Origin of the sequence: Streptomyces sp. cmx-4-9 (genome assembly GCF_046548835.1) — a bacterium.
Lineage (GTDB): Bacteria > Actinomycetota > Actinomycetes > Streptomycetales > Streptomycetaceae > Streptomyces.
Genome location: NZ_JAEBEE010000001.1, coordinates 1,219,618 through 1,233,612, shown reverse-complemented (window position 1 = coordinate 1,233,612; position 13,995 = coordinate 1,219,618). Strand labels below are relative to the sequence as shown.

Here is a 13,995-nt window from a genome sequence, read left to right as displayed (position 1 = left end):
GGTCCCGCGCCGGACCGGCCGGTGACGGCTCTAGCGGCGCGTGAAGGCCTCGTAGGCGGCGCAGACCTCCTCGGCGGGGCCGTCCATGCGCAGGACGCCTGATTCCAGCCAGATCGCGCGGTCGCAGGTCTCGCGGACCGTGTTGATGCCGTGGCTGACGAGGAAGACGGTGCCGGCCCGCTCGCGGAGTTCCTCGATGCGGGCCTGGCTGCGCCGCTGGAAGGCGGCGTCGCCGGTGGCCAGGGCCTCGTCGATCATCAGGACGTCGTGGTCCTTGGCGGCGGCGATGGAGAACCGCAGCCGGGCGCCCATGCCGGAGGAGTAGGTGCGCATCGGCAGGGAGATGAAGTCCCCCTTCTCGTTGATCCCGGAGAAGTCGACGATGTCCTGGTAGCGCTCGCGGATCTGCTGCCTGGTCATGCCCATCGCGAGGCCGCCGAGGACGACGTTGCGCTCCCCGGTCAGGTCGTTCATCAGCGCGGCGTTCACGCCCAGCAGCGAGGGCTGGCCGTGCGAGTAGACGGCGCCGCGGGCCACCGGCTGGAGGCCTGCGATGGCCGCCAGCAGGGTGGACTTGCCCGAGCCGTTGGAGCCGATCAGTCCGATCGCCTCGCCCTTGTACGCGGTGAAGCTGACGCCCTTCACGGCGTGCACCTCGCGGACGCCGGGGGCGGGCTTGCGGGAGAAGACCCGGCTGAGGGCGGCGGTGGCGCCGCCCTTGCGGCCGCCTCCGTTGACCCTGTAGACGACGTGGACCTCGTCGGCGATGACGGTGGGGGTCTTCACAGCGGTGTCAGCCACGGCCGTACTCCTCCTCGGCCTTCCAGAAGTAGATGAACCCGCCGACTCCGGCGAGCAGGGCCCAGCCGACGGCCACGGCCCACACGTGGGGCGGCAGCGCCCGGGCGGTGAAGCTGTCGATGAGCGAGAAGCGCATCAGGTCGATGTAGACGGCCGCGGGCTGGTTCTTGAGCACCACCAGCACCCAGTGCGGCAGCTGGTCGGTGCTGAGCATCTGGTCGATGGACCACATGACACCGGAGGAGTACATCCAGGTGCGCAGGACGAACGGCATCAGCTGGCTGACGTCCGGGTTCTTGCTGCCGACGCGGGCCAGGACCATGGCGCAGCCGGCGGCGAAGACGGCCATCAGCAGCAGGGTCGGGACGGCCAGCAGCCAGGCCGGGCCGGGGGTCTGCCCGAAGGCGACGAGCAGCACGGCCAGGGCTCCCATGGTGACGAGCAGCTGCTGGAAGAGCTGCACGACGGTGGAGATGGGCAGGCTGGCGCGGGGGAAGTGCAGGGCGCGGACCAGGCCGAGGTTGCCGTGGACGGCGCGGGTGCCGGCGTTGACCGAGCTGCCGATGAAGTCCCAGACGAACACGCCGGTGATCAGGAAGGGCAGGTAGTCGGGCACGCCGTGGCTGGCGTGCATCACCTTGCCGAAGATGAAGTAGTAGACGGCCGCGTTGAGCAGCGGGGTCACCAGGTGCCAGACCTGGCCGAGCTTCGCGGTGCTGTACTGCGCCTGCATGCGGGCGGTGGCGTACGCGCCCACGAAGTGGCGGCGGCCCCAGAGCTGTGCGACGTAGCGCGGCAGGGAGGGGCGGGCGCCGCTCAGGGTCAGCCCGTGGGCGGCTGCGAGGGCGGCGCGCTCCGCGGAGGTGGCGGGCTGCGCGGGCGGTGCGGGCGGGTGCAGGGGTGCGGTCGCGGTGGTCACGAGGGTCGCTTTCGCCGGGGGTCCGGGGCCTGCGAGCGATGGGACGGGTCCGTATCGTCGCTACGGTGACAGTAGGGCGTGACCCGACGGAACGCAACCGTATCGTCGTGACGACTGGGAGTCGGCCTGCCCGGCTATGCTCTGTCCATGACCACGGACCCTGCCGCCCCCGCCCGCCGTGCCCCCGCCGGGGCCGCCGTCCTGCGGGCGGACGTGACCGAGGCGATCCGCGAGGCGGTCGTGGAGGAACTGGCCGCGGTGGGGTTCTCGAAGATGTCGATCGAGGGCATCGCCCGCCGGGCCGGCGTGGGCAAGACCGCCGTCTACCGGCGGTGGAAGTCGAAGCTGCACCTGGTCCTCGACCTGGTGGGCGCCTTCGCCGTGGACGGGCTCCCGGTGCCGGAGACCGGTTCCCTCCACGGGGACGTACGGGCGCTGCTCGAAGTCATGTCCCACGTGCTGCGGCACCCGGTGGCCTCCGCCGTCATCCCCGACCTGCTGGTCGAGGCCGCCCGGAACCCGGAGATCGCCGACGCGGTCCGCGGCGCGCTGCTGGACGGACAGGAGCGGATGGCGCAGGGGATCGTCTCGGGCGCCGTCGAGCGCGGCGAACTGCCCGCGGGCACCGACCCGGGCCGGGCGCTCGACCTGGTGATCGGCCCGCTGTACTGGCGCCAGGTCGTCGTCCGGGACCGGGTCCCCGCGGACTACCTGGACGACCTGGCGCGCTCGGTGGTCGCCGGGCTGCGAGCCTCCTGAAACCCGCGGCCCGCCCCCGTCAGAAGGGGAAGCGGGGCGCCGAGACGGCCGCCGGCGCGGGCTCCACGGCCGGGGCCGGGGCCGCCGGCGCCGGACGCCTCTCCTGCGGCGGGACCACCGCCGGGACCGGAGCGCTCTGGCCCAGGAACACCCGGCGGACCACCCGCTCCGCGGCGTGGCCGTCGTCGTGCGTGCAGAACCGGGCGCGGAACGCCGCCCTGAGCTGCGCGGAGCGCGATCCCTGCCAGTGGCCCGTGGCGAAGATGTCCACCAGCTCGTCCTCGGTCCGCGCGATCGCACCCGGCGGGCACGCCCGCAGGTCGAAGTAGGTGCCGCGGGCGGCCTCGTACGCCTCCCAGTCGTCCGCGTGGATCACGATCGGCCGGTCCAGCACCGCGTAGTCGAACATCAGCGACGAGTAGTCCGTCACCAGCGCGTCCGAGGCCAGGCACAGCTCCTCGACCGACGGGTGCCCGGAGACGTCCACGAGCCGCGCGGGCGCGTCGGCCGGGACGCCGGAGTCCGCGTACGTGAGGTGCGTGCGGACCAGCAGTGTGTAGCGCGGGCCGAGGTCGCGCAGGACCCGCTCGAAGTCCAGGTGGTCGGGGCGGCTGCGCCGGTAGTCGCGGTGCGTGGGCGCGTACAGGATCGCGGTGGAGCCCGGCGGGATGCCGAGCCGCTCCCGCAGCTCCAGCACGTCCGCCCGGGAGGCCCGGTGGAAGACGTCGTTGCGCGGGTAGCCGTACTCCAAGGTGGTGTACGCGGCCGGGACGGCCTTCTCCCAGACCAGCGTGGAGTGCCGGTTCGCGGAGAGCAGGTAGTCCCACTGGTCGGCGCCCCGCAGCAGCCCCGCGACATCGCCGGTCGGGGTGGCCGCCGGCCGGTCCTGGAGATCCAGGCCGACCCGCTTGAGCGGGGTGCCGTGCTGGGTCTGGACCAGGATCTGACCCGGGCGCTTGACCAGCGCCCGTTCGACGTTGACGTTCGTGACCAGGTACGCGGCCCGCGCCAGGGCGCTCCAGTACGCGGCCGAGCCGGGGCGCAGCGCCGCCGTCCCGCGCGGGAGGGTCGCCGCGTGCTCCGGGTTGCAGATCCACGCCGTCCGCATCCGGGGCGCCAGCTCCCGCAGCTTCGCCTCGATCGCCGCCGGGTTGCAGGCGTAACCGCCGTGCCAGTACGCGGAGAACACCGCCAGCTCGGGCCGCAGCGGCAGCAGCCGCTGGAACCGGTAGTGCAGGCGCAGGGAGCTCTCGCCCAGGCCCCGCCCCACGGCCGCGGCCCCCCGGCCGGCCGCCAGGCCCGCCGCCCGCAGGGCCGACAGCAGCCCGTGGGTGCGCCGGGCGCCCAGCCGCATCAGGGTGTGCCGGACCCGGTCGGTCCGCGACAGGGACAGCGGCAGCGCGCCCGCGCCGCCGGGCGCCCGGTAGCGGCGCAGCAGCACGCCGGCCCGGCGGAAGAACTCCGCCCGGCTGCCGCGCGGCAGCCGGCGGGGGTCGGCGTACAGGGCGCAGAAGTGCTCGGCCATCCGCCGGTGCACCGCGGGCCGCCAGCGCTCCATCTCGGGGCGGCCGGACAGGTACGCGAAGACCCGGTCGTACTGGTCGAAGACGTCGAGGTGGCGGCGGCTGCACGTGGTCAGGATCGACCCGGTGCGGCGCCGGCGGGAGTGGACGCACACCCGGCTCAGGACGGCCACGGACTCGGCGGCCAGCAGCGCCGGCCAGCTCCACGGGGTGTCCTCGTGGAAGCCGGGCGGGAAGGCGAGGCCCTCGCGCTCCACGTACTCGCGGCGGTAGGCCTTGTTCCACACCACCATCGGGATGCCGAGCAGCGCCGGGCGGTCGGCGAGCCGGAAGCTGGCCGGACCCTCCTGCGAGAGCCGGCCGCACAGCGGCTCGCGCACCACTTCGCCCGTCCAGGAGGTGCACGCGTGGCCGTAGACCAGGACGTCAGGGGAACCGGTGTCCTTCAGCCGGTCCGTGACGGCCTGCAGGGCGCCCGGGGCCAGGGTGTCGTCACCGTCGAGGAAGATCAGGTAGTCCCCGGTGGCCCGGGCCAGGCCCGCGTTGCGGGCCGGACCCGGACCCAGGTTGTGCGCCAGGTGCACGGCGGTCACCCGCGGGTCCCGGGCCGCGTACTCGTCGATGAGCGCACCGCACGAGTCCGGTGAGGCGTCGTCGACCGCGATCAGTTCGAGGTCCGGGTGGGACTGCGTCAGGACCGATTCCAGACTTTCCCGGAGGTACGCCTGGACCTTGTACGCGGGCACGATGACGCTGAACCGGGGCACGGCACATCCAGGGGTCGGCGGGCGGGCGATACGGCCCCAGAACCCCCGGCGTGGTGATCGGGTTACGCGGCGTGCGGCATTCGGGTTAGCCCGCGCCGGCCCGCCCCTCCCTCACTTGATCGCGCCGGCCATCACCCCGGAGACGAACTGCCGTTGGAAGGCGAAGAAGACGACGAGCGGCACCACCATCGACAGGAACGCCCCGGGTGCCAGCACGTCGATGTTGTTCCCGAACTGCCGTACCTGCTGTTGCAGGGCGACCGTCACCGGCGGGTTCGCCGAGTCCGCGAAGACCAGCGCGACCAGCATGTCGTTCCACACCCACAGGAACTGGAAGATGCCGAGCGAGGCGATCGCCGGACCGCCCAGCGGGAGCACCACCCGGGCGAACAGCCGCAGTTCGCCCGCCCCGTCGAGCCGGGCCGCCTCCAGCAGCTCGCGCGGGATCTCCGCGAAGAAGTTGCGCAGCAGGAACACGGCGAAGGGCAGACCGAAGGCGGTGTGGAAGAGGACCACCCCGGCGGTGGTCTCGAACAGCCCGATGGAGCCGAAGAGTTCGGAGACGGGGATCAGGGCCACCTGGACGGGTACCACCAGCAGCCCGACGACGACCAGGAAGAGCCAGTCCCGGCCCGGGAAGTCCAGCCAGGCGAAGGCGTATCCCGCGAACGCGCCGAGCACCACCACGAGCAGGGTTGCCGGGACGGCGATCGCCACCGTGTTCAGGAGCGAGCCGGTGATCGTGTCGTTGGCGAGCAGCCGCTCGTAGTTGCCGGTGGTGAGCCGGGCGGGTGCGGTGAGCGCCTGCCACCAGCCGCCCTTGTTGAGGTCGGTGGGGGAGAGGAAGGAGGAGATCAGCAGCCCGAGTGTCGGCATCAGCCAGAACAGCCCCGCCAGGATCAGGAAGATCCGCAGCGCCCCGCCCGCGAGGGCGCTCGCGGCCCGCCGGGAGGGCGCGGGCCCCGGAGCCGGGACCGGGGCCGGGCCGGTGGTGCGGGCGGGAGCCGGGGCGGTCATCGGGAGCCCTCCTTCCGGAGCCTGCGGATATTCACCAGCATCACCGGCACCACCAGTACCAGCAGCAGTACCGCGATGGCGCTGCCCAGGCCCGGATCGGCGTCCGTGCCGAAGGAGGTCCGGTAGAGCTGCAGTGCGAGGACGTTCGCATCGTCCTGCACCGCGCCCGGCGCGATCACGAAGACCAGGTCGAAGACCTTCATCACGTTGATGACCAGGGTGACCAGGACGACCACCAGGACCGGGGCCAGCAGCGGCACGGTGATCCGGCGGAACACCTGCCACTCGTTCGCCCCGTCCACCCGCGCCGCCTCCAGCAGTTCGCGCGGTACGGCGGCCAGACCGGCCCCGATCAGCACCATCGCGAACCCGGCCCACATCCACACGTACGCCCCGATGACCGCCGGGGTCACCAGCGCCGGCCCCAGCCACTGCACCCCGCCGTACGCCTCCCGGAAGTTCGCGGCGGGCAGCCGCAGCAGCGCGCCGTCGGCCTTCGCGGACAGGCTGAAGGTGCCGTCGGCCCGCGCCCTCGCCGTGTCCACCACCACGCCGTCCTTGACCGCCTCCACCCGCATCCCGGCGAAGCCGGACTCGGCCGGGTCGACCGCGTTGGTGCTGCCGCCCCCGCCCCGGGTGAAGTCCTGCCAGGCCGTACCCGTGACCCGGCCGGGGTCGGCGGGCGCCGCCCTGGCCGTACGGGTCCCCTCCGGCAGCGCCTCCGGGGCCACACCGACCAGGGGAAGCAGCACCGGGGTGCCCGCACGCACGGGGTCGCGCGTCACGAACGCGCCGCCCCCGGCGGGCACCAGGGGGGAGTCCCGGCCGGGGCGGGCCTTGGGGAAGGCCGAGGACTCCGCGAAGGTGTCGTGGACGGACACCCAGACCGCATTGGCCACGCCCCGGTCGGGGTCGTGGTCGTAGACGAGGCGGAAGATGATGCCTGCCGCCAGCATCGAGATGGCCATCGGCATGAACACCAGCAGCTTGAACGCCGTTCCCCAGCGCACCCGTTCGGTGAGCACCGCGAAGATCAGTCCGAGGGCGGTGGCCGTCGTCGGGGCGAGCACCACCCACAGCGCGGTGTTCGTCAGGGCCGTGCGGATCGTGTCGTCGGCCAGGATCTCCCGGTAGTTGTCCACCCCGACGAAACCGGAGCCCGAGCGGTCGAAGAAACTGCGGAACAGCGAGTACCCGATGGGGTGGACGACGAGCGCGCCCAGCAGGACGAAGGCCGGCAGCAGGAAGGCCGCCGCGACCAGGCGGCGGCGCCGGGCCTCCGCAGAGCGCGCCGTCCGGCCGGTCCGGCCGGCGCCGCCGCCCGCGCCCCGGCCCTTGTCCTCGTCCTCGTGCCGGGTGGTGACCGTGGCCGCCACCGGATCAGTTCCCGTAGGCCTTGGCCGCGTCCGCCTCCAGTTTCGCCTGCGCACCCGCCACGTCCGACGGGTTCGCCAGGAAGTCCTGGAGCGCCTTCCACTCACCCGCGCCCGGAGTCCCGCCGAAGGCCGCCGGGGCCTGGTCCGACATGTCGAAGCGGAAGTCGTCGCCCGCCGCGATCAGCGCCTTGGCGATGTCCCGCTGGATGGCGTCCGGGTAGGCGCCCGGGTCGACCGCCTTGTTCGGGGAGATGAAACCACCCTGGCGGGCATGGATCTGTGCCGCGTCCGGCGAGGCCAGGAAGGTCAGCAGGGCCTGCGCGCCCTTGGACGGCTTCAGGGCCACCGCCACGTCCCCGCCCGAGACCACCGGCGCCTTTGCCCCGACCGCGGGGAAGGGGAAGACGAGTGCGTCCTTGCCGACCTTCGCCTCGGTCTGCGCGATGTTCACCGCCACGAAGTCGCCCTCGAAGACCATCGCCGCGGCCGGCCGGTCGCCGCCCGTGAAGGTCTGGGTCACCGACTTGGGGAATTCCGTCGACAGCGCCCCCTGGGGCCCGCCCGCCAGGAAGTCCTTGCGGCCGAACAGTTCGCCCAGCGTGGTGAGCGCCTGCTTGACGCTGTCGTCCGTCCACTTGATCCGGTGCTTGGCCAGCTGGTCGTACTTCTCCGGCCCCGCCTGGGACAGGTAGACGTTCTCGAACCAGTCGGTGAGGGTCCAGCCGTCCGCGCCGGCCACCGAGACCGCCGGGGTCCCCGAGGCGGACAGGGTGTCCGCCGCCGCCACCAACTCCTTCCAGGTGGCCGGGGGTTTGACCCCTGCCGCCTCGAAGGCCTTCGCGTTGTACCAGACCAGCGACTTGTTGGCCGCCTTGTAGTACACGCCGTACTGGGTGCCGTCCACGGCGCCGAGGGCCTTCCAGCCCGCCGAGTAGTTCTTGTCGAGCTGCGCCTGGGCCTCGGGGCCCACCGGCTGCGCCCACTTGTTCTGCACCGCGGAGACCAGGGCCCCTACCTGCGGGAGCAGCGCCACGTCCGGCGGGGCGCCGCCCGCGATCTTCGAGCCGAGGAAGGTGACGATCGGGTCCTGGGCCGGGACGAAGGTGACGGTGGCGCCGGTCCGCTTCTCGAACTCCTTGAGCACCTTGGTGAAGTTCTCCTGCTCCGGGCCCGTCCAGACGGCCGCGACCTCCAGCTTCTCGCCCTGGAGCTGCGGCAGTTCGACGGTCGGGGCGGTCGGCGCCCCGCTCGGCCCGGCCTCCGCCGCCGGCTCGGGATCGCCGCCGCACGCGGTGAGCGCCAGGGCTCCCGCGGCCGCCAGGGCCATCCAGCTGATCTTCGTCCGGCTCGTTCCGCGCGTGCGCATGGCTCTGCCCCCGAGGTTCATGGTGTGTCCCGAACCACAGGTCTACGCCCGACCCGCCCGCCCCCGCAATACCGCCTCCAGCCGGACGGGCCGGCCGGCGGAGGCGGGGCGCCGGCCGGTCAGAGGGTGCGCGGGCGGCTCAGGGGGCCGCGGGGAACGGCACGGGCGTCGCCGAGACCAGGTGGGAGGCCCGGTCCAGGGCGCTGGCCAGCAGCGCGAGGTCGGTGGGCCCGTTGCCGAGTTCCCGCACCGGGCGGCGGGCCGGCGGATCGCCCATCCGCTCCCACTCCACCGGGACCACGGTCGGCCGCAAGGTCGCGGTCCGCGGGATCCGCCCCGTGACCCGGCCCGCCTGGAAGGGGACGGTCCGGCCGTCGGCGTACCGCAGCAGGCCGCGGCCGGGGCCCGGCTGGTCGGGGGCGTCCAGCTCCACGCGCAGGGTGGCCAGGCGGGCCAGCCCGGTGTCGGCGGTGCGGTCCGGGCGGGCGGTGGTGGCCACCAGGTGTACCCCCAGCCGGGCACCGTCGCGGGCCACCGCCTCCAGTGCCCGGACCACCGAACCGGCGGCGGGGCGGCCCGTACTGCCCAGCCCCGGTGCGACCAGCGCGTCGAGGTCGTCGACCAGGACCACCAGACGGGGCAGCGGCCCGGGCCCGGGCGCCTGTTCCGTGGCCCGGGCCGCCGCGGACCGCAGGCGCAGCGTGCCCGAACGGGGGGACTCTATGTCGCCGCGCAGCTCCCCGGGGGTGGGCGGCCGGGGCGAGACCATCCGCTCGGCGAGCTCGTGCCGGTCGTGGTCCCGGCCGTGCCATTCGGTGAACGGCACCCCGGCGAGGAATTCCGCGCGCCGCTTCAGCTCCGCGCCGAGGGCCTGCGCGAACTCCCGCATGCGCACGGGGTCGGTGGCGACGAGGTGGGCGGACACGTGGGGGAGTTCGGTGCAGGGCAGCAGACCCTCGCCGCGCTCGCCGCCCGCCCCGTCGAGGAGGACCAGCCCGAGCCGGTCGGGCCGGGCGCCCGCCGCCAGGGACGCCGCCACCGACCGCAGCAACTCGGTACGGCCGCTTCCCGCGGGCCCCTCGATCAGCAGGTGCGGGCCGTCGTGGACCAGTTCGGCGCCGACCGCCCCGCGCCGTCCGCTGCCCAGCACGATCTCGGCGAGGCCGCCCGAGCCCTGCCCCTGGTCGGTGCCGGCGGCCCAGCGGGCCATCAGGGAAGCCGGGGTGGCCCGGGCCAGTCCCAGCTCGTCGAGGAGGCGCGCGGTGGCCGGCAGCGTCGCGGAGGTGGGCCGGGAGGGCTGCGCGGAGCCCGCGTCGGCGCGCAGGGGCGCCAGGGCCCGGGCGAAGCGCTCGGCCCAGGCCGCGGACACGGCGTCGGCGGTGGCCGAGGCCCCGGAGGGGACGGGTCTGCCGCCGCTGACCGCGAAGGTCCGTACGGTCGTGGCCACGTCCCCGCTGAGCAGGGCCGCCGCCCCGCAGTCACGGAAGGCCGGGTTGGCCGCGCAGGCGCTCTCGTAGGTCTCGGCGACCGGGGAGGCGGGCGTGGCCGCCGGGGCCTCGGCGAGCGCGAGGACATGGATGCCCGCCGCCGGGCCGTGCGAGGCGAGGCGCCCCGTGACGTCGCGCAGCGCCCCCGTGCCGGGGTCCCCGTCCAGGACGAGCAGGGTGTACGGGCCCGCGTAGGCCCGGGCGGCCTGGCGGACGCCCTCGGGGTCGGTGGCCGCCCAATGGGTGCCGAGCGGCCCCTCGTCGAGCCGCCGGGTCAGCTCGCCGGTCCGGGCGGCGGCCTGGTCGCGGTCGTAGGCCAGCAGCAGGCGGCAGTCCTGGCCGTGCGCGGGCCGTACGTGCGGCAGCCAGCCCAGCCAGCCCCAGTCGCGCCGCCGTTCGGCCAGGCCCCGGGCCCGGTCGGTGCACACGAGCACGATCTCCAGCTGGGCCGGTGCGTGCAGCGCCGCCAGCTGGGCGACGAGGCAGCGGGCCACTCCGGCGAGCCGGGCGCGGGGCCCGGCCAGCCCCAGGCCGCCGACCGTCCGCAACGCCACCCGGCTGCCCGCCCCGAGGCCGAGGTCCAGCACCCCGGGATGGCCGGGGCCGCGGGACCAGAGGCGTTCGCTGGGGCCCAGGGCGGCCAGCAGCAGCGACGCGGGGTCGTCCGGGTCGGGCGCGGCGGCGGCCACCGCCTCCGGCACGGCCTCGGCCTCCGGGAGCTCCTCCCCGCGCACCCAGCGGCGGGCCCAGGCCCCGAGGCCCCTGCGGCGGCCGCCCGCGGCGCCCTCGTCGGCGCCCTCGTCCCGGCCGCCGGCTCCTGCGGCCGGCCCCGCCGGGTACGCAGCCGCCGCGGGGGCGCCGGCGGGCGCCGGGCGGGGCGGGGCCGCGGGTCCCGCCTGGCGGGGCAGCGCCGCCCGCGGCGCGGCCGGCGCTCCCACGCCCTCGGGGCCCGCGGGGTGCGGCACCCGGCCGGGCACGGCCCCGGCGCCGGGCACGGGCTGCGCGCGGCGCGGCAGGACGAGGTGGCCCTCCGGGTCCGGGACCACGGGCAGGGGCGCGGCCGTGCCCGCGGGCGTCAGCCGCAGGGTGGACTCGCCGACCCGCAGCAGGGCCCCCGGCGGCAGGGCCGTCGGCCGGGGGCCCACCGGGGCGCCGTCCAGGGTGGTGCCGTTCGTCGAGTCCAGGTCGGCCACCGTCACCCGGCCGTCCGGCGCCACGGTCACCGCGCAGTGCAGCCGGGACACGTCGGGGTCGTCCAGCGGGACGTCCGCGTCGGCGGACCGGCCCACCCGGATCTGGCCGCTGTGCAGCAGGTGCACCCCGCCGGCGTCGGGTCCGGCGACCACGTGCAGCTGGGGGGCGCCGGGGCTCTCCTCGGGCAGCACGTCCGGGACCGGCCCGTGCAGCGCCAGGACGGCGCCGTCCACCAGCGGAGGCTCACCCAGCACCCGGCGCTGCAGGTCGAGCCGCTCGGCGCCGGCGTACAGCACGACGGTGCCCCCGGTGTCGGGGCCGCCCACGGTGGCCGCGAGCCCGGAGGCGACCGCGGCGAGGGCGGTACCGGCCGGCGCCGTGACGAGTACGTCACAGCTCGCCGGTGCGGTCGCGGTCTGATGGCCGCTGCGCGACCCAAGGACGGTCAGCCGGATCTGCATCGCCGTCAGCGGTCCCTTCTGCGCGGTGCGCGGTGTGTGCGCCCGGCAGGGAAGGTCCGGGACGTGCCCGCCCGATCGCCCCCCGCCCGGCACGGACGCGTCGTCCGGTCAGGTCTGCCGGACGGCAGGGCTCCCGTCCCGTGCCGTTCCGTACGGGTGCATCCTCGCACCTGTCGCCGACAACACGCCCGGCACCCGGCAACAAGTGATCTTGATCGGTCGCGGCCCTGTGCAGATCCGGCCGGTAAGCCGGTGAATGGCGAGGAAAGCCGAGGAAAAGCGCCACCGGCATACCCGGCGCACATCACCCTCCGTACACGTGTGCGGCAACCAACCTCCGGCGCTCGGCGTCTTCCCCCGGTACACCCCCTAGAGTGGGCCGGAAAAACCCGTACGAGAACACACAGCGGACGACTACAGCAGGGGAGCGCGAGACGTGCGGCCAGTCGGCAGCAAATATCTGCTCGAGGAGCCGCTCGGGCGCGGCGCCACGGGCACCGTCTGGCGTGCGCGCCAGCGCGAGACCGCCGGTGCGGAGGCGGCCGTCGCCGGTCAGCCCGGCGAGACCGTGGCCATCAAGGTCCTCAAGGAGGAGCTGGCCCAGGACGCGGACATCGTCATGCGCTTCCTGCGGGAGCGCTCGGTGCTGCTGCGCCTGACCCACCCCAACATCGTCCGCACCCGCGACCTCGTCGTCGAAGGCGATCTGCTGGCCCTGGTCATGGACCTCATCGAGGGCCCGGACCTGCACAAGTACCTCCGCCAGAACGGCCCCTTCACCCCCGTCGCCGCGAGCCTGCTGACCGCCCAGATCGCGGACGCGCTCGCCGCCAGCCACGCCGACGGCGTGGTGCACCGCGACCTGAAGCCGGCCAACGTCCTGCTCGACGAGCGGGGCGGCCGGATGCAGCCGATGCTCACCGACTTCGGCATCGCCCGCCTCGCGGACTCGCCCGGCCTGACCCGCACCCACGAGTTCGTCGGCACCCCCGCCTACGTGGCGCCCGAGTCCGCCGAGGGCCGCCCGCAGACCTCCGCCGTCGACATCTACGGCGCGGGCATCCTGCTCTACGAGCTGCTCACCGGCCGACCGCCGTTCGCCGGGGGCACCGCGCTGGAGGTGCTCCACCGCCACCTCAGCGAGGAGCCGCAGCGCCCCTCGACCGTGCCCGAGCCGCTGTGGACCGTCATCGAGCGCTGCCTGCGCAAGGAGCCCACCGAGCGCCCCAGCGCCCAGAGCCTGGCCCGCGGGCTGCGCGTGGTCGCCTCGGGCATCGGCGTGCACTCCACGGCCGCCGAGGTGGAGGCCGCGCTCGGGGTCGGCGCCCTGCTCGCCCCCGACCCCTCGCCCGCCCCGGTCCCCGAGACCCCGGGCGCCGCGGACCACACCCAGGTGCTGCCCGGCGGGGCCGCCCGGTCGCCGATGGGCGCGTACGACCCGAACGGCATGACCAGCGTCCTGCCGCCCGTCGGCGCGGCCGATGCCACCTCGGTGCTGCCGCACACGGGCGGCCCGGGCCCCGGCGCCGACCCGACCTCGGTGATGCCCCCCGTGCAGCAGCCCGACCAGCCGCACCCGTGGCAGTCGCAGATGCGGGCCGCCCGGGACCGCAACGAGCAGACGCAGGTCCAGTACCTCGACCCGAACGACGACCCGCTGCGCCGTCGCCCTCAGCGGCAGGCGCCCCCGCCGCCGCAGCATCAGCCGCGCCGGCAGCAGCAGCCGCAGCAGCAGCCGTACCGCCAGGGTCCGCCGCCGCAGCAGTACCAGCAGCAACCTCCGTACCAGCAGCCGCAGTACGCGCCCCCGCCGCCGCAGCACTACCAGCCGCAGCAGCAACAGCCGCAGCAGTACCGGCAGCCGCAGCAGCCCCAGTACCGGCAGCCGCAGCAGCAGCCCCCGCAGGGTCCGCCGCCGCAGCAGCGGGAGCCGCGCGAGCCCAGGCCCCCGCGTGAACCGCGCCGGCGCAGCGCCAACCCGGTACGCATCCCGGGGCTCGGCTGCCTCAAGGGCTGCCTGGTCATGGTCCTGCTGTTCTTCGTGGCCGGCTGGCTGGTCTGGGAGCTGACCCCGCTCCAGGAGTGGGTCGGCACCGGCAAGGGCTGGTTCGACCAACTCTGGAGCTGGGGCACCGGAGTGGCCGACTGGGTCGGTTCGGTGGGCGACTCGGCGGGTGGCGGACAGCCCTGAACCAGGGCCCGTAGCGCCGACTTCGTGGATTTGTCGACTTCTGGGGCATGATTTCGCCCGCAGAAGTGAAGGTCACCGTGAATCGGGCCCCCTACTGGCCTCCAACCACGACCCGGCCGCGTAGCTTTGGTGCG

The 13,995-nt window shown here is 74.8% G+C and carries 9 protein-coding genes; 2 read left to right on the top strand and 7 right to left on the bottom strand.

The genetic code is table 11. The annotated features are described in order from the left end of the window. Nucleotides 1-30: 30 nt before the first annotated feature. Together ACLJTM_RS05745 and ACLJTM_RS05740 are read right to left on the bottom strand one after the other, a co-directional pair. Entirely contained in the window at nt 31-801 is a 771-nt protein-coding gene (locus ACLJTM_RS05745) for an ABC transporter ATP-binding protein (RefSeq protein ID WP_411102210.1), read from the bottom strand. After that, the gene (locus ACLJTM_RS05740; RefSeq protein ID WP_411102209.1) at nt 794-1,720 is read right to left on the bottom strand and encodes an ABC transporter permease; all 927 of its coding nucleotides are present in this window, start codon (nt 1,718-1,720) and stop codon (nt 794-796) included. Before ACLJTM_RS05740 ends, ACLJTM_RS05745 begins: the two co-directional genes overlap by 8 nt. Nucleotides 1,721-1,867: 147 nt before the next feature. On the opposite strand from ACLJTM_RS05740, the gene ACLJTM_RS05735 reads away from it, so the two are divergent. Continuing rightward, the gene (locus ACLJTM_RS05735; protein WP_411102208.1) at nt 1,868-2,479 is read left to right on the top strand and encodes a TetR/AcrR family transcriptional regulator; all 612 of its coding nucleotides are present in this window, start codon (nt 1,868-1,870) and stop codon (nt 2,477-2,479) included. A gap of 19 nt (nt 2,480-2,498) precedes the next feature. Here the strand turns inward: ACLJTM_RS05735 and ACLJTM_RS05730 are convergent, their stop codons facing one another. The 5 genes from ACLJTM_RS05730 to ACLJTM_RS05710 form a co-directional block, all read right to left on the bottom strand. After that, nucleotides 2,499-4,769 carry a CDP-glycerol glycerophosphotransferase family protein gene (locus ACLJTM_RS05730; RefSeq protein WP_411102207.1) on the bottom strand — a complete coding sequence of 757 codons (2,271 nt, stop codon included), beginning with the start codon at nt 4,767-4,769 and terminating at the stop codon, nt 2,499-2,501. A 111-nt stretch (nt 4,770-4,880) separates the two neighbouring features. Then, complete coding sequence (locus tag ACLJTM_RS05725) at nt 4,881-5,786, bottom strand: carbohydrate ABC transporter permease (protein WP_411102206.1); 906 nt, start codon at nt 5,784-5,786, stop codon at nt 4,881-4,883. Continuing rightward, nucleotides 5,783-7,048 carry a carbohydrate ABC transporter permease gene (locus ACLJTM_RS05720; protein ID WP_411102296.1) on the bottom strand — a complete coding sequence of 422 codons (1,266 nt, stop codon included), beginning with the start codon at nt 7,046-7,048 and terminating at the stop codon, nt 5,783-5,785. The genes ACLJTM_RS05725 and ACLJTM_RS05720 overlap by 4 nt, the downstream gene beginning before the upstream one ends. Before the next feature lie 118 nt (nt 7,049-7,166). Then, nucleotides 7,167-8,489, bottom strand: a complete 1,323-nt coding sequence (locus ACLJTM_RS05715; RefSeq protein ID WP_411102295.1) for an ABC transporter substrate-binding protein — start codon at nt 8,487-8,489, stop codon at nt 7,167-7,169. A gap of 178 nt (nt 8,490-8,667) precedes the next feature. Next, nucleotides 8,668-11,670 carry an FHA domain-containing protein gene (locus ACLJTM_RS05710; RefSeq protein WP_411102205.1) on the bottom strand — a complete coding sequence of 1,001 codons (3,003 nt, stop codon included), beginning with the start codon at nt 11,668-11,670 and terminating at the stop codon, nt 8,668-8,670. Nucleotides 11,671-12,106: 436 nt separating this feature from the next. Between ACLJTM_RS05710 and ACLJTM_RS05705 the strand changes: the two genes are divergently transcribed. Then, the gene (locus ACLJTM_RS05705) at nt 12,107-13,861 is read left to right on the top strand and encodes a protein kinase domain-containing protein (RefSeq protein WP_411102204.1); all 1,755 of its coding nucleotides are present in this window, start codon (nt 12,107-12,109) and stop codon (nt 13,859-13,861) included. The last annotated feature ends 134 nt before the right edge of the window (nt 13,862-13,995 follow it).